Origin of the sequence: Photobacterium toruni, from assembly GCF_024529955.1 — a bacterium.
Taxonomy (GTDB): Bacteria; Pseudomonadota; Gammaproteobacteria; order Enterobacterales; family Vibrionaceae; genus Photobacterium; species Photobacterium toruni.
Map to the genome: position 1 here is coordinate 2,104,801 of NZ_AP024854.1, position 19,351 is coordinate 2,124,151.

At 38.1% G+C, this 19,351-nt stretch carries 19 protein-coding genes and 1 other RNA gene; 11 read left to right on the top strand and 9 right to left on the bottom strand.

The features are described 5' to 3' along the window. Positions 1-74 precede the first annotated feature (74 nt). Both OC457_RS09935 and nfsA read right to left on the bottom strand, forming a co-directional pair. Positions 75-1,535, bottom strand: a complete 1,461-nt coding sequence (locus tag OC457_RS09935; protein ID WP_080172988.1) for a glutathione synthase — start codon at positions 1,533-1,535, stop codon at positions 75-77. 107 nt (positions 1,536-1,642) lie between these two features. Continuing rightward, positions 1,643-2,365: an oxygen-insensitive NADPH nitroreductase gene (gene nfsA, locus OC457_RS09940; RefSeq protein ID WP_080173322.1), complete on the bottom strand. Its 723-nt coding sequence runs from the start codon at positions 2,363-2,365 to the stop codon at positions 1,643-1,645. Between the two features lie 284 nt (positions 2,366-2,649). Between nfsA and OC457_RS09945 the strand changes: the two genes are divergently transcribed. Both OC457_RS09945 and OC457_RS09950 read left to right on the top strand, forming a co-directional pair. Further along, positions 2,650-3,090 carry a carboxymuconolactone decarboxylase family protein gene (locus OC457_RS09945; RefSeq protein ID WP_080172987.1) on the top strand — a complete coding sequence of 147 codons (441 nt, stop codon included), beginning with the start codon at positions 2,650-2,652 and terminating at the stop codon, positions 3,088-3,090. Between the two features lie 98 nt (positions 3,091-3,188). Continuing rightward, complete coding sequence (locus OC457_RS09950; protein WP_080172986.1) at positions 3,189-4,079, top strand: LysR family transcriptional regulator; 891 nt, start codon at positions 3,189-3,191, stop codon at positions 4,077-4,079. A gap of 7 nt (positions 4,080-4,086) precedes the next feature. Here the strand turns inward: OC457_RS09950 and OC457_RS09955 are convergent, their stop codons facing one another. Beyond that, positions 4,087-4,536, bottom strand: coding sequence for a PACE efflux transporter (locus OC457_RS09955; protein ID WP_080172985.1), 450 nt, complete (start codon positions 4,534-4,536; stop codon positions 4,087-4,089). Between the two features lie 1,523 nt (positions 4,537-6,059). On the opposite strand from OC457_RS09955, the gene OC457_RS09960 reads away from it, so the two are divergent. From OC457_RS09960 to OC457_RS09970, 3 genes are all read left to right on the top strand, one after another. After that, positions 6,060-6,677: a hypothetical protein gene (locus OC457_RS09960; protein WP_080172983.1), complete on the top strand. Its 618-nt coding sequence runs from the start codon at positions 6,060-6,062 to the stop codon at positions 6,675-6,677. A 74-nt stretch (positions 6,678-6,751) separates the two neighbouring features. Then, positions 6,752-7,360, top strand: coding sequence for a hypothetical protein (locus tag OC457_RS09965; protein WP_080172982.1), 609 nt, complete (start codon positions 6,752-6,754; stop codon positions 7,358-7,360). A 118-nt stretch (positions 7,361-7,478) separates the two neighbouring features. Next, entirely contained in the window at positions 7,479-7,994 is a 516-nt protein-coding gene (locus tag OC457_RS09970) for a hypothetical protein (protein WP_144379575.1), read from the top strand. A 539-nt stretch (positions 7,995-8,533) separates the two neighbouring features. Here the strand turns inward: OC457_RS09970 and ffs are convergent. Together ffs and OC457_RS09980 are read right to left on the bottom strand one after the other, a co-directional pair. After that, an RNA gene (gene ffs / locus OC457_RS09975) (signal recognition particle sRNA small type) lies at positions 8,534-8,630 on the bottom strand. A 160-nt stretch (positions 8,631-8,790) separates the two neighbouring features. Next, a complete protein-coding gene (locus OC457_RS09980; protein WP_080172980.1) occupies positions 8,791-9,528 on the bottom strand; it encodes a hypothetical protein in 738 nt (245 codons plus the stop codon). A gap of 88 nt (positions 9,529-9,616) precedes the next feature. Here OC457_RS09980 and OC457_RS09985 point away from each other — a divergent pair, with 88 nt between their 5' ends. Both OC457_RS09985 and tesB read left to right on the top strand, forming a co-directional pair. Further along, positions 9,617-9,925, top strand: a complete 309-nt coding sequence (locus tag OC457_RS09985) for an MGMT family protein (RefSeq protein ID WP_080172979.1) — start codon at positions 9,617-9,619, stop codon at positions 9,923-9,925. A 64-nt stretch (positions 9,926-9,989) separates the two neighbouring features. Next, the gene (gene tesB / locus OC457_RS09990) at positions 9,990-10,847 is read left to right on the top strand and encodes an acyl-CoA thioesterase II (RefSeq protein WP_080172978.1); all 858 of its coding nucleotides are present in this window, start codon (positions 9,990-9,992) and stop codon (positions 10,845-10,847) included. 83 nt (positions 10,848-10,930) lie between these two features. Here tesB and OC457_RS09995 read toward each other — a convergent pair whose 3' ends face one another. Continuing rightward, complete coding sequence (locus tag OC457_RS09995; RefSeq protein ID WP_080172977.1) at positions 10,931-11,392, bottom strand: Lrp/AsnC family transcriptional regulator; 462 nt, start codon at positions 11,390-11,392, stop codon at positions 10,931-10,933. 390 nt (positions 11,393-11,782) lie between these two features. Here OC457_RS09995 and OC457_RS10000 point away from each other — a divergent pair, with 390 nt between their 5' ends. After that, positions 11,783-12,874: a PLP-dependent cysteine synthase family protein gene (locus tag OC457_RS10000; RefSeq protein ID WP_080172976.1), complete on the top strand. Its 1,092-nt coding sequence runs from the start codon at positions 11,783-11,785 to the stop codon at positions 12,872-12,874. Positions 12,875-13,124: 250 nt separating this feature from the next. Next, entirely contained in the window at positions 13,125-13,823 is a 699-nt protein-coding gene (gene queC / locus OC457_RS10005) for a 7-cyano-7-deazaguanine synthase QueC (RefSeq protein WP_080172975.1), read from the top strand. Positions 13,824-13,924: 101 nt separating this feature from the next. Here queC and prmB read toward each other — a convergent pair whose 3' ends face one another. Next, positions 13,925-14,857: a 50S ribosomal protein L3 N(5)-glutamine methyltransferase gene (gene prmB / locus OC457_RS10010; protein ID WP_080172974.1), complete on the bottom strand. Its 933-nt coding sequence runs from the start codon at positions 14,855-14,857 to the stop codon at positions 13,925-13,927. A gap of 53 nt (positions 14,858-14,910) precedes the next feature. Here prmB and smrB point away from each other — a divergent pair, with 53 nt between their 5' ends. Then, a complete protein-coding gene (smrB, locus tag OC457_RS10015) occupies positions 14,911-15,441 on the top strand; it encodes an endonuclease SmrB (protein WP_080172973.1) in 531 nt (176 codons plus the stop codon). Here smrB and OC457_RS10020 read toward each other — a convergent pair. Both OC457_RS10020 and sixA read right to left on the bottom strand, forming a co-directional pair. Further along, positions 15,438-15,797 (bottom strand): hypothetical protein, encoded by a 360-nt coding sequence (locus OC457_RS10020; protein ID WP_080172972.1) that lies wholly within the window; start codon positions 15,795-15,797, stop codon positions 15,438-15,440. The two genes, smrB and OC457_RS10020, sit on opposite strands and share 4 nt — an antisense overlap. A gap of 16 nt (positions 15,798-15,813) precedes the next feature. Then, a complete protein-coding gene (gene sixA, locus OC457_RS10025) occupies positions 15,814-16,287 on the bottom strand; it encodes a phosphohistidine phosphatase SixA (RefSeq protein ID WP_080172971.1) in 474 nt (157 codons plus the stop codon). Between the two features lie 278 nt (positions 16,288-16,565). On the opposite strand from sixA, the gene OC457_RS10030 reads away from it, so the two are divergent. Further along, positions 16,566-19,331 carry an insulinase family protein gene (locus tag OC457_RS10030; protein ID WP_080172970.1) on the top strand — a complete coding sequence of 922 codons (2,766 nt, stop codon included), beginning with the start codon at positions 16,566-16,568 and terminating at the stop codon, positions 19,329-19,331. The last annotated feature ends 20 nt before the right edge of the window (positions 19,332-19,351 follow it).

Below are 19,351 nucleotides of genomic sequence, written 5' to 3' on the forward strand. Positions count from 1 at the left end.
TAATAACACAATAGCTTTTACGGCAATTTTATTTTTAACAGCCATCTTTTATATCGATTTTTATACGACAGCGGTTAATCAATCAATACTAAAGAGTCTAAAATGCCTTTACCACTATGGATCCCACCTTCATTTTCACTTGCAGGCTTACTACGAATTAAATAGCCAACATAACCATCAAAATCAGTAACAGGTACCCCATTAAAATAAGCACTAAATAAGCCTATTTCACTTACAAGATCATCAATTATAGTTGTTTTTGCATCACGCACTGCAATGGTTGCTACGTCTCGTTCATGCGGGTATAAGCGTTGCATTAAGGCCCAAGCATCATATTCAGCAACCGTTAATTTTGCCAATGTTGCGCTAATATCATCACCAAAAACGCAATGACCACCACCCTCACCTTGATTTTTTAACACCCATTCTGTTTTGATTGCTTTTGTATTGAACCAATTAATCGTAGTGGCATTAATAGGTTTCATCTCAGCTAATACACTTTTAACTGATTCTGCTTCTGCAAGTGTAAGCCCCCAACGTATATACTCAGATGCGGGCATCATGGTGAGTAACATCTGCATCGTTTTACTGGTGGCTAGTTGCTGTCCAACAGTGGCATTAAGCGCAATATGATGCTGTTCAATAAAAACCCGCATCTGGCTCAGAGTATAACAACACACAGCTTCATTCAGATCAGGCGCACAATAGTCAGAATATTGATACCCCGCTCGTAAATAAACGACATCTACGGCGCCAACTCCGTCCAATATCAATCGCTGATTATCGCCCGTTAATAATTGCGCACTTAATTGTTCAAAGGTACGCCTTACGGTACGTACGCCCTGTTGCTGTAAGGCTATTTCTAACAGGTGCTGATCATAAACATTATCTTCATTTTTCTGCACCACCATTAAAAAAACAGGTGATCCTTGTTCGTTAAAATCCGCTTTTATTTGAAAAGCAGCCGTCACAATGCTATTTGCTAATTGTGTTAAAGCTTGATTATCAGCTGGCGTTGCTGACGTATCTTCTAACCATGATTGATAAATCTCTGGCCATTGACGTTGCATAAAGGCATGAAGTTCAGTTGCACGTTGTCCAAAAGGAGCCATACCAGCCGCAATACCATTAAATTCAATCACTTTTGCGCCATATTGACGATCATCCATAAAATCAGTACGCATTAACAATAATGGCTGACGAGCAGGATCGAGTGGCTGAATCTCATTACCATGGATCTGCTGGTGAAGCGCCATTAAGCGTCCAAAGAAAGGATCGGCTTTTGCCATATCACTCAATGATGATTGTAAAAATACATAATCTTCAGCAACATTACTGATCAATTTAGTAAGTAACGGAACAACTTGACGTAAGTGAGTATACACTTTTCTCTCAATCGTCATTGGCGCTATACTAAATGGGCAGTGTCGTGCACTATTGTCAGCTTGACGAAAAGCGACACCATTCATAATTGCCCACTCACAAATATCTTCAATAACCTGTGGTGCAATCACCGCTTTTTTATTGGTATTCATACTTTCATCACTCTTCAATAGCACTACATTTCCATAATACTAGAAATATAATAATAGTAATATACTTAGCTTATAAAATTCAATATCATGATATCTATTCTACTGTGCTACTTTTCCATTAAACCTTTACTGTGAAAATATTCGGCAATAAATGGACGCGATTCTTTTGATAACGTGGCTGTTACTGCGCTCGACCAATCTTGTTGTTTATTATGCGTCGAACGCTGCTGATAATAGTTAATCGTCTGTTGGTCATATTCAGCTAACCGTCGTGTGTTTAAAGGCTGATATTCATTCTCATGCAAAATCATATCCATCGGTAAACGTGGCTTTTGTTGTGGATCTTGCGCTGGCACACCTAAACACATACCAAATAATATGGCGCTATACGGTGGTAAATTTAGTAGCGCATCCACCTCTCGAGGATTATTACGCAACCCGCCAATATAAACCCCTCCAAGCCCCATTGATTCTGCGGCTAATAAACAATTTTGCGCCATGATACCGCTATCGATAGCGCCAATTAAGGCAAGCTCGGTATATTCAGGTTTGATCTCAGCACTAATAGAATAATGACGTTGATAATCAATACAGAACACTAAAAATTCAGCGGCTTGTTTCACATAAGCTTGATCACCAGCAAGGTGTGCTAATGCGGTCCGTTTCTCAGGATCAGTAATACGAATAATCGATGTCGCTTGAATCATGCTTGAACTAGAAGCGGCAATACCTGCTGCAACAATCGCCTTTAACTGCTCAGCAGAAATCGCATCATCGGTAAATTGACGAATAGAGCGATGACCAAGCATCGTTTGAATCGTAGTATTCATAAGTAGTAAGTCCATAAAATATTTTATTCACCATAATACTAACCTAAAAAGCTGCAATCTCTTTTTCCGTAACCTATTTTATCATTAGCTTTATTTGAGAAGACTAAACAGCAACGTCAAGCACTCGGCTTAATCTTGTATATATAATCAGAATCATCCTAATATCTGGTTATATCTTTGCGTTTTATGCAAAACTGTTACGCTTATATATCGATTACATCGCTTAAAAATAATTAATATACTCTTTTCAACAAATCATCAACGATAAAACGAAAGGTATTATTATGAATAAGCGTATTGATATTGCACAGGTTCAACCAAAAGCATTAAGCTCAATGTTAACGATTGAAAATTATTTAGCTGAAACTGAATTATCAAATAAACTAAAAGAAATAATTAAAATTCGTTCATCGATGATTAATAAGTGTGCCTACTGTATTCAAATGCATACTATAGCAGCATTAAAATTAGGATTTGATCAACAAAAATTATTTGCTATTGCGGCATGGTCAGAATCACCATTATTTGATGACACAGAAAGAGCATTATTAAAATTAACTGATGAAATGACATTAATTTCACATAATGCAGTCAATGATGAAACTTATGCTGAATGTTTTAGTCTATTAGGTGAAACTCAATTAGCAGAAGCGATGATGCAGATCATCATGATCAATTCATGGAATCGCTTTGCATTAGCAACCAAAATGAAACACTCATTATAATGACTATCCCCTAATGTTTATTTTAAATATTGGGGGTTTTTATTTATAATTTTTAAGCCCTATATGATAGATTACTTCTAATAACAAAGGATATTAGTATGCTAGATTTACTAGGCGTATTTGAGCAAGTTGTTGTTTCTGGAAGTTTTTCACAAGCAGCAAAAGCATTAAACATGGCTCCATCATCCGTAACACGAAACATTGATAAGCTTGAAAGCAAGATCAAAACGACCCTGTTTAAACGCAGCACGCGCCAATTAATATTAACGGAAGATGGTCAATATTTTTATCAGCAGTCAATTAAAATACTTGAGCAATCTCGAAATCTATTATCAGAAATGCAAGGAAATAATAATACGCCAGAAGGTACTTTACGTATTTCGGTATTTGAAACCTTTGGTAATATTTACCTTACGAAACTAATACCTGATTTTTTAAAACGTTACCCTAAAATAAATATTGAATTAGAATTAGATAATAATCTGGTTGATTTAAACAGTGATAATATAGATATTGCTATTCGTATCGGTACACCTATTGATAGTAATCTTAAAGCGCGACACCTTCTTACCAATACCACCTCTTTAGTTGCGACACCTGAATATATTAAAAATCACCCTCAAATTAATACACCACAAGATCTAAAGGATCATAACTGTCTAATTATCAGTCATGAACGTCAACGAACGAATTGGTATTTTAATTCAAATAATACCCTCGCTAAAATATCAGTAACAGGTAATTTAGCATCTAAAGGTGGCTCACCGTTATTAAATGCCGCATTGCAACATCTTGGCGTATTATTATTATCTGATTGGATGATTAGGCCCTATATTGACAGCAAAGAATTAGAGATCTTATTACCTAAATGGACCGTGACACATAATGAAAACACCAGTGGTGAAATTTATGCGGTGTACAAGAGCGCCCAATATCTAAAACCACAGATTAGAGCGTTTCTTGATTATTTAGCCGAACAGTTACGATAACTAACCATTACTCATGTCCAGCGGCTGCGGTAGTCATCGCATTGTTAGTTTGAAAGACTAAATCAAACAATAAGGTAAATATAAACGTATAGATTAAGAAGAAGACTAATATTGCCATTTCCATACTAATGGCTTTAATCAAACTAACATCATACCACCACATATAAAGTGGGATCGTAAATAAAAATAGACCAAGCTCAAACAAAATAGAATGAGCTAATCGAACGTAGAGTGTTCGTTTTTTAATATGCAGTTTAGTTTCAATTAATTCAAAGCAAGAGTTAAAGGCGTAATTCCAAAGCAATGCTATTGTTGACACCATAAAGGCAACAGGCAGTGAATTGGACGATTCACCATGGTTGAGCATCGCTAATAAGAAAGTACTTAATATGATCGCAAGTATTTCAAAAGAGACAGCATAAACAAGCTTTCGTGAACGAGGTGCGAGAACAATCATTAAACATACCTTATGCTTAAATCCGGTCCGCCCCGGGAATTATTCTGGCAATGTAAGCTACGGTTTCTGCTTAGAATTTAATTCTAATTAAGTCGTATAAAAAAGCAAACATATTTACTCATTTAATTGAAAAATATCATTTTTTATAAAATACACGATCTAATGATACATTCATTATTATTAATGTGATCACGATCGTAGTCGCCTGAAATCTATATGTTGGTTATTTTTCGGCGTGATAATATTTTATGGAATAGATCAATTTGTTTATTTGATAACTCACCATAATTAATGAGTGTTTGATTAAGACTACTCACATAATCACGTTCCCAATGAGTTAAACATTCAGAATGTAATAATAACACGGTATTAATTTTATTTATTAACGCTATATTCCTTTTCATATTATATCCAACGTATATACCTATAATGAATTTTATTTCCTTGAAGAATATTAACATAAAATTGCTATCATTAATCTGTTAATATTTTATATAAATACAAACAAAAATAATGACGCAATCACGATAACACATAAAAATGAGATTTTTGTTTGCACAAATGCCATTGCATTTTTAGCTGGTAAGCGCATATTAAACGCAGGTGATATCAAGTGAATATCACTATTTAACATGTCGTTGGCCAAACTGACCAACCTCAACAATTAGAGGTTAGTGTTATGAGTAAGTCGCTAGATACCAAGAAAGGTAATAAAAAACCATCTTTAACGACAAAAGAGAAAAAAGCTAAAAAATTAGCTAAAATCACTAAAAAAATAGCCGCTAACAGTTAAGGTTAGGCCGCTATTAGCAAAGCTTCTAATACATCATAGCGATTAGAAGCTTTGATAATTATATTTCGTAAACTGTTTTCAACTTTTCTGTTCTATCTGCCTTTCACGCTAAAACGTCATATCCTTCGCTGTAATATATTATTTAATTGATATCTATTAATTTCACTTCAACGTCAGAACCTGTTTATATAAGCTCTAATATAAAAGTATCACCTCAATTTATTAATTATAATAAAATCAGAAGTGTAACGCAGGTTATTATCCGTCATCTCGGAAGAGAGGCACGAGCTATCCGTGATCTATTCATTACGCGCTTAAGCATTAAAGGGGCTAATGAAGATGGTTATTGTATGGTGATCACACTAATTTAGAAAAGTTACTAACACGGAAATGCCCCTTTATTAGCTAGACCTAATACTCATTCATATCGTATTAACGTGATTTTGGATTAGTTTTGTTTCCCATTTGTATTTAATAAGGCTTATTAAATACATTTCTTACTTTCTACATTTCCAATAAACACTTTGAAACAAAATAATGAAATTAAGTTTATGATTTTTGTGAGTTAAATGGAATATAATCAACGGGTCATATGAGTGTTTGTGCGTAAAAGTAAGAATGCTTATTAAAACACTGTTAAATTGCTAATGGAGTTCTGAGTATCCGAAATGTTTTAGTAACTGATCGTTCAGTAGCAGAATTTGGCTTAACTTTCGATTCAGAGATAACTGTGATTACTAATTTACTTGAGCAAAGTGAATCATGCTTTGAGTACTACTTTAGTGAACCTGACAAACAAAAATATAAATGGGTGCAGGAATTCACATTTATGACCATAGAATCCCTTGTGACAGCAACAAGGCTATTGATTGAAGGGCATATTAATGCCTCTGGAAATACTATGAGAATTTCCTATGAATCTCTATGTTTAGCAATACTCCTTAGTGCAGAGAACAATGTAATAATTGATAAGGGTAAAAATGCAAAGCCAGTCAATTTTTACAAGTCCTATGAACAAGGAAAGAATAATACAAAAGCTCATAGAGCCATCGATAATGTTTTATCGAATGCTGATACTTTAGGTTTAATAGAGGGGCATAAGTGGCTCAAGCAAGCTAAGAATTTTTATAATGGTTATAGTCACGCATCAATAATGACAATGGGTTCATTGATGTTACCTTCTGGAAAACCAATTATTGCAGGTGGTTTTTATAAGGAGAAATTAGACCTATATAAGGATCATCTTAAGTTTATTATTAGATACGCAAATCATTTACCTAGGCTTATTGAGGTAATCGCGTTGCGCAATTTAACAAGCGCTTTAAACGGAACTAAAAAAGTTGGTTAGGTTTCGCTTCGCTACACATTATAGCCCCTCATTTTAGTTCCGCTTAACACGGCGTTAGTTCGTAAGGAGATTCAGTGGAAGAAGGCATGGTAGAACTAGCAGCTTGGCTAGATCCAAAGGTGGTCGTACCCGCTATTGGCGTGGTTCTTGCCTCAGTAATAGTTCCTATTTTGTTGCATTATTTAAAAGCAAGGAGGGAGCGGGAAGATAAAATCCTAGAAATAAGGACGAAGATTTACACCGAGTACTTTAAGAAATTTGAAGAAGCGGCTGTTGGTGTTGGAGTTGATTATGAGGAGTTCTCGAAGGTGACATTGCGTAGTGCATTCCGAAATCTTCTTGAATCAGAAAACTCTCCTGATGCCATTATTAAATTTCAAGATGAAGTTGGTAAATTTCCACAGCAGATTTATGATTCTTACAGAAAGGTTACCGAAGAAGTTACATCACTGAAAATACTGGGATCTGATAAGCTCTTTCAGTTGACCTCCGAATTTGAGCTACTTAATCAAGAAATTCTGGATATGTCTTCCAAGTGGCTAGGTGAGATGCAGCATGTGATTACGGCTCCAGACTTAGAAGCGCCAATTGCGAAGGAAATGAAAGCTAAGGGGCTACGGGCCAAGAGCCTCAAAGACGAAATCATTAAGCAAATGCGTTTAGAGCTGAACCTAGGAAAATGAACTAACAATCGCAGACACAGCAACGGCTTTTACATTGCGGCAGCGCCTTCATTACAAAGCCGCACGTGCTGCGGGCGTTATGTATTAGAGCTATATTAGCAGTTTATATTTAGAGGTTATGATGAAGAATCCATTTTGGTTCAATATTATTCAGCAATGGAAGCTTATGGGGAAAGGGGATTATGGGGTTACGTTTCCTTTTTTAATGGGGGCTCTAGCGTACAAGAGTACTGAGGAAACTGACATTTCAAGTGTGTTTCAATCAATAATCAATGAACCTGTTGACGGATTCTACAGTGAGGTTCGTTGGTGCGAAAATATAGATGAGCCAGTTATTTCAATAGTAAAACTTGAAAATATCACCAAGGTGGCGATTAAAGCTGGTTTTTCTGCTCGTGGCGCAGACACTACATCGTTAGCATTCACTGAAGACTTAATGTCATTTTTTCACTTGGATTGCAAAACGGCAGATGAATGCTTATCTAAGCTGATTTTCTATACTGGGAAGTTTGTAAGCAACGGACAATATTCTAATCAACTGAACCGAAAGAAGTTTGAGCGCGAGTTTGCGCCATTTTCTGCTGACGATATTCAGTTCATAGAAGATGTCCGTGCATTAACAGATGAAACATAACAGATAAGGATATGTGTCGCGCAGTCGACACCTATCCGAAGTGTTGAACAAGCCCGAGCAGCTTTATATAAATAAATATTGCGAATATCATGAAAGGTGATACTGAAAAGAAGCCGAGTGTTTTCCTTATATTTTCTAATACCTACCAGCTCAAATGGGTAAACTGCCAAACACGTTTCTGTCCACAAACTAGTTACAACAAAAATAAAAGCAATTAGCTCTACAATACGCTAATAGTAGATTCCCTATCTCGTTCGTAACCTCACTGTAGGGAATGACGCGGGGGAGGTTCCGTGGTTAGGTAACGCTTGGATCACATAGTATTTGAATCACACATGACGCTTAGATTAAATAGCGCTTGTACGCTTACAGGTCTAAATATGTGAGTAGTTTGGTAGTTTGAAGATTATAACGGAGTATTTATTATTACGAGCAATAAAAAAGCAAAACAATAATATTGAACTACACTGTAAGGAGTGAATTAAAATGTATCTTTTTGATAAGGAAAGATATTTCTCAAACGCTAGATGGGTGGAAGCTCCCACCAGCCACATCCCGGCACACACGACGCCTGCTGCGGTTGCTCCCTTCCGGGCCTGGCCGAGTTCACAGGTTAGTGTTGCGGGAGGACCAATAGGAGCCTCCATAGATTCTTTGTCTCTTTCGAGAACGGGAAGGATTATCTATTAACCCCGCCAATAATGCAAGCTGTTATCTTTCTATTTTATTCAACTGCCGATTATTCACTCAAAACAAGGCAAATAGTAAGAATTTCAAACTATTGCCTATTGAAATGTTATTCATCTTCCTCTTCAGGATCATCTAATAACGATTCTCCTAATAATCCCCCGCCTAATATTAATAGCCATGAGACTAAAATCGGATTCTCTACACTAAATTGTGGTAGTACAACTAAAGTCGCAAATCCAATAGCAGGTAACACACAAGCTAATCGAGGGATCCAATCTTGATGTTTTACTTTAATAAGGCTTTGTAACGCAGCAATTAAACCTGTAACACATAAACCAACTAATGCAGCAGCTTCCATACCACCAAGCCATAGTGGAAATACAGCAAACAGTGGCCACCATGTATTACCCGCAATAGGACGCCAACAACGAGCAGCATACCAAATGACGCCAATAGCAATAATTTGAATTACCGTTGCGCTAATACTTCCCTCAAGTTTGCCCTCTCCTTGTAATGCCATCAGCCCAACATTCATAGAGAGCACAATTGATACCATTAATGCACCAAGTTGCCAGCAGCCTTTTGAAGATGAACAAATCATAAGAATTGGCAGCATCATAAATAAGCTAATGGATAGCGCGAGTGGTTGCTCAGGTAACATTGCCCCATACGCACCTAAACCGCAGAGTAATAGCCAACCTGCAACACCACTTTGAGGCAATAACCACAAAGCTGGAATTGCAAGTGCTAACACTGGTAGCTCTCCTGCCGTTGGACCAAGAGCACTAACACCTAATACCGTTAAAATTAAGGTAACGGTAACCAATGAAGCCGCATACAACATGGCAACACCTCCTTGCGTTATCCTGTTGTCTAAAAAAAGAGAGCCGCTATTATTTACTAAGCACATTATTTAACGACTACTTATAAATATGGACGACTTTTCCAATCAAATCTATAGCCAAGTCTACCAAATTCCATTTGGACGGGTTGCTACCTATGGCGACATTGCCAAATTTGCAGGTTATCCTGGCTATGCTCGCCATGTCGGACGCTTGATGGCAACCTTACCTGAAGGCTCAAAAATACCTTGGCATCGCGTAATTAATAGCCAAGGGCGCATTTCATTAAAAGGTGATGCATTAATAAGACAAATTGCAGCATTACGGGCCGAAAACGTTGCAGTATCTGACCTTGGACGTCTATCACTACGCTATTATCGCTGGCAACAGCACCCATAGGCATATTGGCAGCAACCCAAAATCAGCATACCATTCCCTTAGTTTTTATTTTTCAGGATGTACCATGAGCAAACAATTAGATGAACTACTAACTCTACTGCAATTAGAGCAAATTGAACGTGAACTCTTTCGAGGCCAAAGTGAGAACTTAGGTTTGCCACAGGTATATGGCGGTCAAGTTATTGGGCAGTCTTTATCTGCAGCACAACAAACGGTAGATCCAGAGCGTCATTTACACTCATTTCATAGTTATTTTCTTTTACCTGGTAACCCAGAAAAACCCATTATCTATGATGTTGAAACACTACGTGATGGTCGCAGTTTTAGCACTCGCCGTGTAAAAGCGATTCAAAATGGTCGCCCTATTTTCTATTTAACCGCATCTTATCAAGCAGATGAACAAGGCTTTGAACATCAATCTACAATGCCTAATGTGGTGGGTCCTGAAGGCTTAGCCTCTGAAAGTGATTTGGTTGAATCAATCGCACAATATTTACCGCCAAAGATTGTTGAAACGTTTGGTCATCAACGTCCCATTGAAGTGCGCCCTGTCACGGTAGTGAATCCCTTAAAACCGACAATTGAAGAACCAAAACAATATTTGTGGATCAAAACCAATGGTGAAATGCCAAATGATTTGAGTATTCATCAATATATGTTGGCTTATGCGTCTGATTGGGGATTTTTAACTACGTCATTACACCCACATGGAGTGACGTTATTTAGCCCGAATATGCAGGTGGCTACCATTGACCATTCAATGTGGTTCCACCGTCCATTTAAGGTAGATGAGTGGTTACTGTATGTCATTGATAGCCCATCAGCTAGCGGTTCTCGCGGTATTGTTCGCGGTGAGATTTATAATCAGCAAGGACAATTAGTGGCATCAGCGGTTCAAGAAGGATTGATTCGTCAGCGTTAAGTTATTACTTACTTATAGCCACACTAATAAAAATAACCCCGAGCCACTATATAACTAATGACTCGGGGTTATTTTTAGTATTATTAAACAGGTAAAGCAGTCGTGTATTTAAGCGGCTCCATTGCAAATGTAGACGTTACATTAGTAAGATCAGCAACAGACGAGACCAACTTTTTATATAAATTATCAAAGGCTTGCATATCAGCCACTTGTACTTTCATCATATAGTCATATTCTCCCGCCATTCGGTAAAATTCCATCACTTCAGGAAATTCAGTTACCGTTGCGACAAAGTGATTAAACCAATCTTGAGAATGGTTGCTGGTTTTTATTTGTACAAAAGCTGTAAAAGCTATACCTAATTTTATCGGATCAAGCAGTGCTACCCGTTGGCGTAAAATACCATCTTCTTCAAGACGCTTTAATCGCTTCCAACATGGTGTGGTTGTTAAGTTCACAGCATCTGCAAGTTCTGCCAACGGCATAGTCGCATCATCCTGCAACAAACGTAATAACGTTCTATCAACACTATCTAAAACTGCCATTCATTCCGCCAATTACGATAAAAGAGTAAATACTTGCTAAAAAATACCTCTTATTCAGTCAAGAGGCAAAAAAATTACTAATAATACTGATCACTACCACTTTATTTATGCAACCTCATCATAGACAGACTTTGGTTTTATACCAGCAGTAGTGCCAGTGTTAAATACACGATGACATAGATGAAAATAAATTCCAATCTATAACGATAAAATAGAATAAAATGACAATAATAACAATAAAACTAAAAAATTTTTCTAAAAACAACCAATAATACAATTATCAAAGTGAAGTTTTTTTCAACTATTTTAGTTACGCTATACCCAATTGCTTTAAGGAAGTTAATTAAGTAAATACGCGATGGATTCGAATTAAGCAAAAAGGTAATCACCATGAATATGACGGCAACTACTCCACCCGTGCAAAATGCTTGGATCAGTCAAGCCATAAAAGCTATTGAAGCAGACTATCAACGATCTGCAGATACTCACCTGATTAAACTCGATATTCCTAATCTTGAAGGTATCGATCTTTATCTAAAAGATGAAAGTACACATCCAACAGGAAGCCTTAAACATCGCTTAGCACGTTCATTATTCTTATATGCGTTATGTAATGGTTGGATCAACCAAGATACAACGGTGATTGAATCATCATCAGGCAGTACTGCAGTATCAGAAGCCTACTTTGCACGTTTACTCGGCTTACCATTTATTGCTGTTGTACCACGCAAGACCGCCCGTAAAAAAATTGAACAGATTGAATTTTATGGTGGTAAAGCTCACTTCGTTGATTCATCAGCCGCAATTTATGATGAATCTCGCCGTCTCGCTAAAGCGTTAAATGGTCATTATATGGATCAATTTACTTTCGCTGAACGAGCAACAGATTGGCGTGGAAATAATAATATTGCTGACAGTATTTTTAACCAAATGAAATTTGAACGCTTCCCTATTCCCACTTGGATAGTTATGAGCTCCGGCACAGGCGGCACATCAGCAACTATTGGGCGTTATATTCGTTATCAAATGCATTCAACTCAATTATGTGTGGTTGATCCTGAACATTCGGTATTCTATGACTATTTTATAGAACGTAACACTAATATTACGTTAGAAGTCGGTAGTCGAATTGAAGGCATTGGTCGCCCTCGTGTTGAACCGAGTTTCCTTCCTACTGTTATTAACCAAATGCGAAAAATTCCTGATGCAGCAAGTGTCGCAACCATCCATTGGCTTGAAACAATTATTGGGCGTAAAGCAGGGGCATCTACTGGCACTAACCTGTATGGCGTCTTGCAATTAGCGACTGAAATGAAACAGCGCGGGGAAATAGGCTCCATTGTGACACTGCTGTGTGATAGCGGAGAGCGTTACCTAGAAACCTATTATAACGATGAATGGATCACCACCAATATTGGTGATATCAGTACTTACCTTACTCAACTGCACCACCTACAGCAAACAGGTAACGGGCACCTATAACAAACAAAGAAAAAATAACGTATTAAATATGTTAGCGTTGGTATTGCTATTAATTAGGTTTATATAAGTAACCATATAAAATATATTTTATGCCGTGCGCTGTGTACGGCTTTTTTATCAATGCTATTTGTGATCGCTACTTTTCTATCGCCGTCAGCTGAGTTAGCATATCCCCATGCTAATGAAGCTATCATTAGAATACTATTGTACCGACTGTTTCTCGGTAATCACTCATAAAGGATAATTCATCATGGCAAAAGCCGTAGTTGTTTTCAGTGGCGGTCAAGATTCGACCACGTGTCTCATTCAAGCATTAGCGCACTACGATGAAGTGCACTGTATTACGTTTGATTATGGTCAACGCCACAAACTAGAGGTTGAAATTGCTGAACATATCGCCAAAGATCTTGGTGTTGCCGCTCATAAAGTTATGGATGTCAGCTTACTAGGCGAACTTGCAATTAGTTCATTAACCCGTGATAGCATTCCCGTTTCCCATGAATTACAAGCAAATGGCTTACCCAATTCATTTGTACCTGGACGTAACATTTTATTTTTAACCTTAGCCGGTATTTATGCCTACCAAATTGGGGCAGAAACCGTCATTACAGGCGTGTGTGAAACGGATTTCTCTGGCTACCCTGATTGCCGCGATGAATTTGTACGCTCACTCAACCACTCATTAGTGTTAGGAATGGATCGTCAATTTAAGATTGAAACCCCATTAATGTGGTTGAATAAAGCAGAAACATGGGCGCTTGCTGATCAATATGGCAAATTAGACTACGTTCGTGAACAAACGCTAACTTGCTACAATGGTATTGTTGGTGACGGGTGTGGTGATTGCCCTTCTTGTGATTTACGTCGCGCAGGCTTAGATGATTATCTACAACATCAAGCGACGGTAATGGCCGCATTGAAACAAAAACAAGCACAGCACAAAGCGTAATTTTTTCACAAGCTAGATAAAAAAATATAAAAATCCCAATAAAAAAGCCAACACCAATGGTATTGATGTTGGCTTTTATTTTATCTATAATTTCGTACTAATTAATCGCGGTAAAGCGCAAAATCTTCAGCACAATCAACAAGCTGTTCACGAGTTAGCATGAACACACCGTGACCACCGTTTACGAACTCTAACCATAAGAATGGAATATGCGGATATTGCTCTTCCATATGGATCATTGAGTTGCCAACTTCACAAATCAAAATACCGTCATCTTTAAGATAATCTGGCGCATTAGCAAGAATACGACGCACTAACTTAAGACCATCACTACCCGCCGCTAAACCAAGTTCTGGCTCATGACGGAATTCTTCTGGTAGGCTGTCCATATCTTCTTGGTCAACATACGGTGGATTGGTCACGATCAGATCGTATTTATCTTTTGGTATATCACGTAAAAGATCAGAACGAAGCGGAATCACTTGCTGCTCAAGACCATGATCCGTTATATTCTGTTCAGCAACAGCAAGTGCATCTGTCGAAATATCAACGATATCCACTTCTGCTTCAGGGAACATGTGCGCACAAGCTATACCGATACAGCCACTGCCCGTACACAGATCCATGATGCGTGTTGGTTCTTGTTGTAAAAATGGTTCAAAACGGTTTTCAATGAGCTCGCCAATTGGTGAACGTGGCACAAGTACACGTTCATCAACGAAGAACTCCATACCGCAAAAGTAGGCAACATTCGTTAAGTATGAAACAGGTGTACGATCATTGATTCGACGCATAACACGCTCAACAATACGATGACGCTCACTGCTTGTTAAACGAGAATTACGCACTTCCGGTGGAACATCCAACGGTAAGTAAACTGTCGGTAATACCAGTTGCACAGCTTCATCCCATGCATTGTCAGTACCATGACCGTAAAATAGGCCAGCAGCATTAAAACGGCTTACCGTCCAACGTAACATGTCCTGCAATGTGTGAAGTTCGCTGACAGCTTCGTCGACAAAAATCTTATCCAAAATAGCCTCCGATAAACGCTACAATACCACTATATAATTGTTGGAATTTCATTATGAGTAATAAAAATTCACCGCTTGAAGATGATTTTGATCTCTTCAAGGCAGAGGTAAAAGGCGTAAAAAAGTTTGCGCATGATACCATAATCACGCCACGTCGACAGAACTCAAAAGCGGATAAAGCAAAAGTGATGGGCAAAGAGACTCAAAATCATGAGTTTTATTTCTCAGATGAGTTTGAACCTCACCTTAGTGATACGGGTCCAACCCAATATGCGCGCGATGGCGTGTCTAAGTATGAGGTCAAAAAATTACGCCGTGGTGTCTATGTACCAGATATTTACCTTGATATGCACGGTATGACACAGCAAGAAGCAAAACGAGAGTTAGCTGCAATGATTGCCGCTTGTATTAAAGAGCATGTGTCATGTGCTTGTGTTATGCATGGCATTGGCAAATATATATTGAAACAAAAAGCCCCAATGTGGTTAGCACAACATCCTGATGTGATGGCTTTTCACCAAGCCCCATTGGAATTTGGTGGTGCTGGTGCATTACTAGTGTTAATTGATATACCCGAGCGCTAATATCTTGGTTTTACCATATGACCAACTTTAACGACTTTACCGCGGTTAAATAACGTCACTTCCCCTGTCTCACAGACTTTAAGACGTTTTTTAACTGCTGTTTCAACATAAAAATATTCACAATTATCATTACGTGCACTATCAATACGCGCAAAGATAACTAATGGTAAAGCGCCAACCTCATTTGAATAATTTGCAAAGGTTATGCTACTGCCTGTTTGTGAAATATGCATGCCTTCGGTATGTCCATCTGTCCATTTTACCATTCCGTTAGCAGCAATACGAACAGACTCACCGACACTGCATCCTGCAGTAAACACTAAGCCTATCAGTGCTACTATTCCAAATTTCGCCATGATTATTTGTTGTCCATTATTTATGCGGCTGGTGCTGCCACAATAATTTACTTTGTCCTGATTGTGGATCGTAATCTATCGCAGCAATGGCTGACGTTAAAAACATCGGAGGCTGCAAACCTGCCACCAACTCAGCGGTTAAATAACCAACTAATGGTAAATGTGAAATCAGTAATAATGATTGTGGCTGCTCGATTTTAATGGCTGCTTTAATATAATCAGCGACCGTTTCAGCATCACCATACGGCGTAATATCTTCAACACTACCCACTTGCGTTGGGATCGGTAAGATATCTGTCATTGCTTGCCATGTTTGCTGAGCCCGTAAATAAGGACTGACCCAAACATGATCCAACTCACCGTCTAGATGCGATGCGAGTAATGTCGCCATTTGCTGTGATTGAGCAATACCACGTGCGGTTAATGGGCGTTCAGCATCACTGGCTGCAAAATTTTCAGCTTCGCCATGGCGCATTATATAAATTTGCATAAATCTTTTATAACCTCAGTTAAACAATCGCTGTCCCTACTCTCATCTAGGAGTAGGTCGATCATTATTACACGCTTTTATTATTGGCATAACTACAGAGTCTTCATTTTGTGGTTATGCCTGCTATTAATCAATACTTCAATTGATTAAGTAATGACTACTTCATCAATTTATTAACAAAAATGCGACTTATAATTCATCTAATCGCATCTTCAATTTGCCAGCCTTAATATTGAACGTCATACTTAACCTAATTCCCTCAAAAATAGGCTCTTCCTGTGCATACTAGTCCTAACGATCATAAGCAGTATCGCTATCTTACTTTAGCGAATGAACTTCGAGTATTACTCGTTCATGATGCTGAAGCGCCTCGCTCTGCTGCGGCTTTATCGGTAGAGATTGGTCACTTTGATGATCCAATGGATCGCCAAGGTATGGCACACTTTCTTGAGCATATGCTTTTTCTTGGTACTGAAAAATACCCTCGTGTCGGTGAATTCCAAACATTTATCAACCGTAATGGCGGCAGTAATAATGCATGGACAGGCACCGAAAACACCACGTTTTTCTTTGAAATCAGTCCCCATACTTTTGAGGAAGGACTCGATCGCTTTGGTCAATTTTTCACGGCCCCATTATTCAATGAAGATGCCGTTGATAAAGAACGACAAGCCGTTGATTCAGAATATAAACTAAAAATAAAAGACGATGTTCGTCGTTTATATCAAGTGCAAAAAGAAACCATTAATCAAGCGCATCCTTTTGCTAAATTTTCTGTTGGCGATCTCACTACTCTTGATGATCGTAATGGTCAATCTGTTCGTGATGATTTATTAACTTTTTATCATCAACATTATTCTGCTGATGTTATGGGCTTGGTGTTATTAGGCCCACAATCATTAGATCAGCTAGAACAATATACTCAAGATTTCTTTAGCCAAATTCCCAATGCTACCACTAAAAAGTTAGCAATCGACGTGCCATTTGTTACTGATAACGAGTGTCAGAAGTTCATTCAAATTGAACCAATTAAAGAATTACGTAAATTAACCTTATCTTTTGCATTACCGTCTGTTGATGCGCATTATCAAATTAAACCGCTGTCATACATTGCTCATTTATTAGGTAATGAAGGCACAGGCAGTTTAATGGCAATTCTCAAACAACGTGGTTTAATTAATACCCTTACCGCTGGCGGCGGTGTTAGTGGTAATAATTTCCGTGAGTTTACAATTGGTTTAAATTTAACCCCTAAAGGTCAACATCATACTGATGAGATCGTTCAATGCGTATTTGCTTTTATTTCGCTAATAAAACAACAAGGGCTGAATAATTGGCGTTACCAAGAAAAGAAATCAGTATTAGAAATGGCTTTTCGTTATCAAGAAAAAAGTCGTCCACTTGATACCGTTAGCTATTTAGTCATGAATCTACTCCATTACAACGCAGAAGATATTATCTACGGCGATTATATGATGGAAGGCTATGATCAAGACTTACTTGAACAACTCTTAGCTTACTTTACCGTTAGTAATATGCGACTCACTTTAGTGGCTCAAGGCGGTTATTACGATCGCGTAGCGGCTTGGTATGATACTCCTTATTCTGTGACGCCATTTACACCGCTGCAAATTGAAAGCTGGACCAATGTAAGCCTTGATGCGGCGTTATTCTTACCTGAAGCTAATATCTATTTGTGTGAAAAATTCGAACCTTTACCGCTAGAGGCTGGCTCAGAATTACCCCCACAGCTAATTCAAGATCTACCAGGGTTTCGTTTATGGCATAAACAAGAGCATGATTTTCGCGTGCCAAAAGGCATTGTGTATGTTGCCATCGATAGCCCACATGCCGTCAGTTCAACCGCAAATATTGTTAAAACACGTTTGTGTGTAGAGTTATTATTAGAAGCGATCAATGAATCTGCTTATCCCGCTGAAATTGCAGGAATGTCTTATAATCTTTATGCTCACCAAGGTGGAGTAACGCTTCAACTTTCAGGCTTTAGTGAAAAACAACCGCAGTTAATGCAATTGATTTTAGAGCGCTTTAAAAATCGGCACTTTACTCAACAACGATTTGATAATATCAAAGCTCAAATGTTGCGTAATTGGCGTAATGTCGCCGAAGATAAACCAATTTCGCAACTGTTTAATCAATTAACGGGGTTATTACAGCCAAACAATCCGCCTTATCCACACCTGATTGAAGCTCTGGAAACCATCACTATTGATGACCTTCCTCCATTTGTTGAAGCGATGTTTGCAGAACTTCACATTGATACTTTTGTCTATGGTAACTGGATCAAGAAAGATGCATTAGCACTGGCTGAAACACTAAAAGATGCCTTTAGGGTCACAGATCAATTATACGGTGAATCTCAGCGTCCATTAGTGCATTTAAAAAACAGTGGAACGTTAACCTATGAGCTAGATTGTCATCATGAAGACTCTGCTATTTTAATGTATTACCAATCACGCCAAACGACACCTAAAAAAATTGCCATTTACACGCTGGCAAACCATTTGATGTCGACTACATTTTTCCATGAATTACGTACTAAACAACAACTAGGCTATATGGTAGGAACGGGAAATTTACCCTTAAACCGTCACCCGGGCTTGATTTTATATATTCAATCTCCTGTGGCTGAGCCTCGTTACTTATCAGATGCTATTGATGATTTTACTAATGCATTTGCACTGGTGTTATTAGAGCTTAATGAAGCACAATGGCAAGCTAGCAAAACAGGACTTATTGCACAAATTTCTGAGCCAGATACAAACCTTCGCTCACGTGCACAACGCTTTTGGGTCAGTATTGGTAATAAAGATGAAGACTTTAATCAGCGTCAATTAGTGGTTGAACAGTTAAAAAAACTCACACGAGCTGACATGATTAAATTTATTGTTGATACGGTTAAACCTCGAACAGCTAACCGCTTGGTGATGTATTACATGGGGAAAACTCACCATGATGCCGAACCATTAACTATCGGCAAAGCGATTGAGTCTATTGCAGATTTTCAGAAAAACGCATACTAATAAAAACCCCCATTTATTCA

Excerpts from the sequence above, each read along its gene's own strand:
- OC457_RS09935 (WP_080172988.1), bottom strand. The coding sequence starts at position 1,535 with ATGAATACCAATAAAAAAGCGGTGATTGCACCACAGGTTATTGAAGAT.
- nfsA (WP_080173322.1), bottom strand. The coding sequence starts at position 2,365 with ATGAATACTACGATTCAAACGATGCTTGGTCATCGCTCTATTCGTCAA.
- OC457_RS09945 (WP_080172987.1), top strand. The coding sequence starts at position 2,650 with ATGAATAAGCGTATTGATATTGCACAGGTTCAACCAAAAGCATTAAGC.
- OC457_RS09950 (WP_080172986.1), top strand. The coding sequence starts at position 3,189 with ATGCTAGATTTACTAGGCGTATTTGAGCAAGTTGTTGTTTCTGGAAGT.
- OC457_RS09955 (WP_080172985.1), bottom strand. The coding sequence starts at position 4,536 with ATGATTGTTCTCGCACCTCGTTCACGAAAGCTTGTTTATGCTGTCTCT.
- OC457_RS09970 (WP_144379575.1), top strand. The coding sequence starts at position 7,479 with ATGATGAAGAATCCATTTTGGTTCAATATTATTCAGCAATGGAAGCTT.
- OC457_RS09980 (WP_080172980.1), bottom strand. The coding sequence starts at position 9,528 with ATGTTGTATGCGGCTTCATTGGTTACCGTTACCTTAATTTTAACGGTA.
- OC457_RS09985 (WP_080172979.1), top strand. The coding sequence starts at position 9,617 with ATGGACGACTTTTCCAATCAAATCTATAGCCAAGTCTACCAAATTCCA.
- tesB (WP_080172978.1), top strand. The coding sequence starts at position 9,990 with ATGAGCAAACAATTAGATGAACTACTAACTCTACTGCAATTAGAGCAA.
- OC457_RS09995 (WP_080172977.1), bottom strand. The coding sequence starts at position 11,392 with ATGGCAGTTTTAGATAGTGTTGATAGAACGTTATTACGTTTGTTGCAG.
- OC457_RS10000 (WP_080172976.1), top strand. The coding sequence starts at position 11,783 with ATGAATATGACGGCAACTACTCCACCCGTGCAAAATGCTTGGATCAGT.
- queC (WP_080172975.1), top strand. The coding sequence starts at position 13,125 with ATGGCAAAAGCCGTAGTTGTTTTCAGTGGCGGTCAAGATTCGACCACG.
- smrB (WP_080172973.1), top strand. The coding sequence starts at position 14,911 with ATGAGTAATAAAAATTCACCGCTTGAAGATGATTTTGATCTCTTCAAG.
- OC457_RS10020 (WP_080172972.1), bottom strand. The coding sequence starts at position 15,797 with ATGGCGAAATTTGGAATAGTAGCACTGATAGGCTTAGTGTTTACTGCA.
- sixA (WP_080172971.1), bottom strand. The coding sequence starts at position 16,287 with ATGCAAATTTATATAATGCGCCATGGCGAAGCTGAAAATTTTGCAGCC.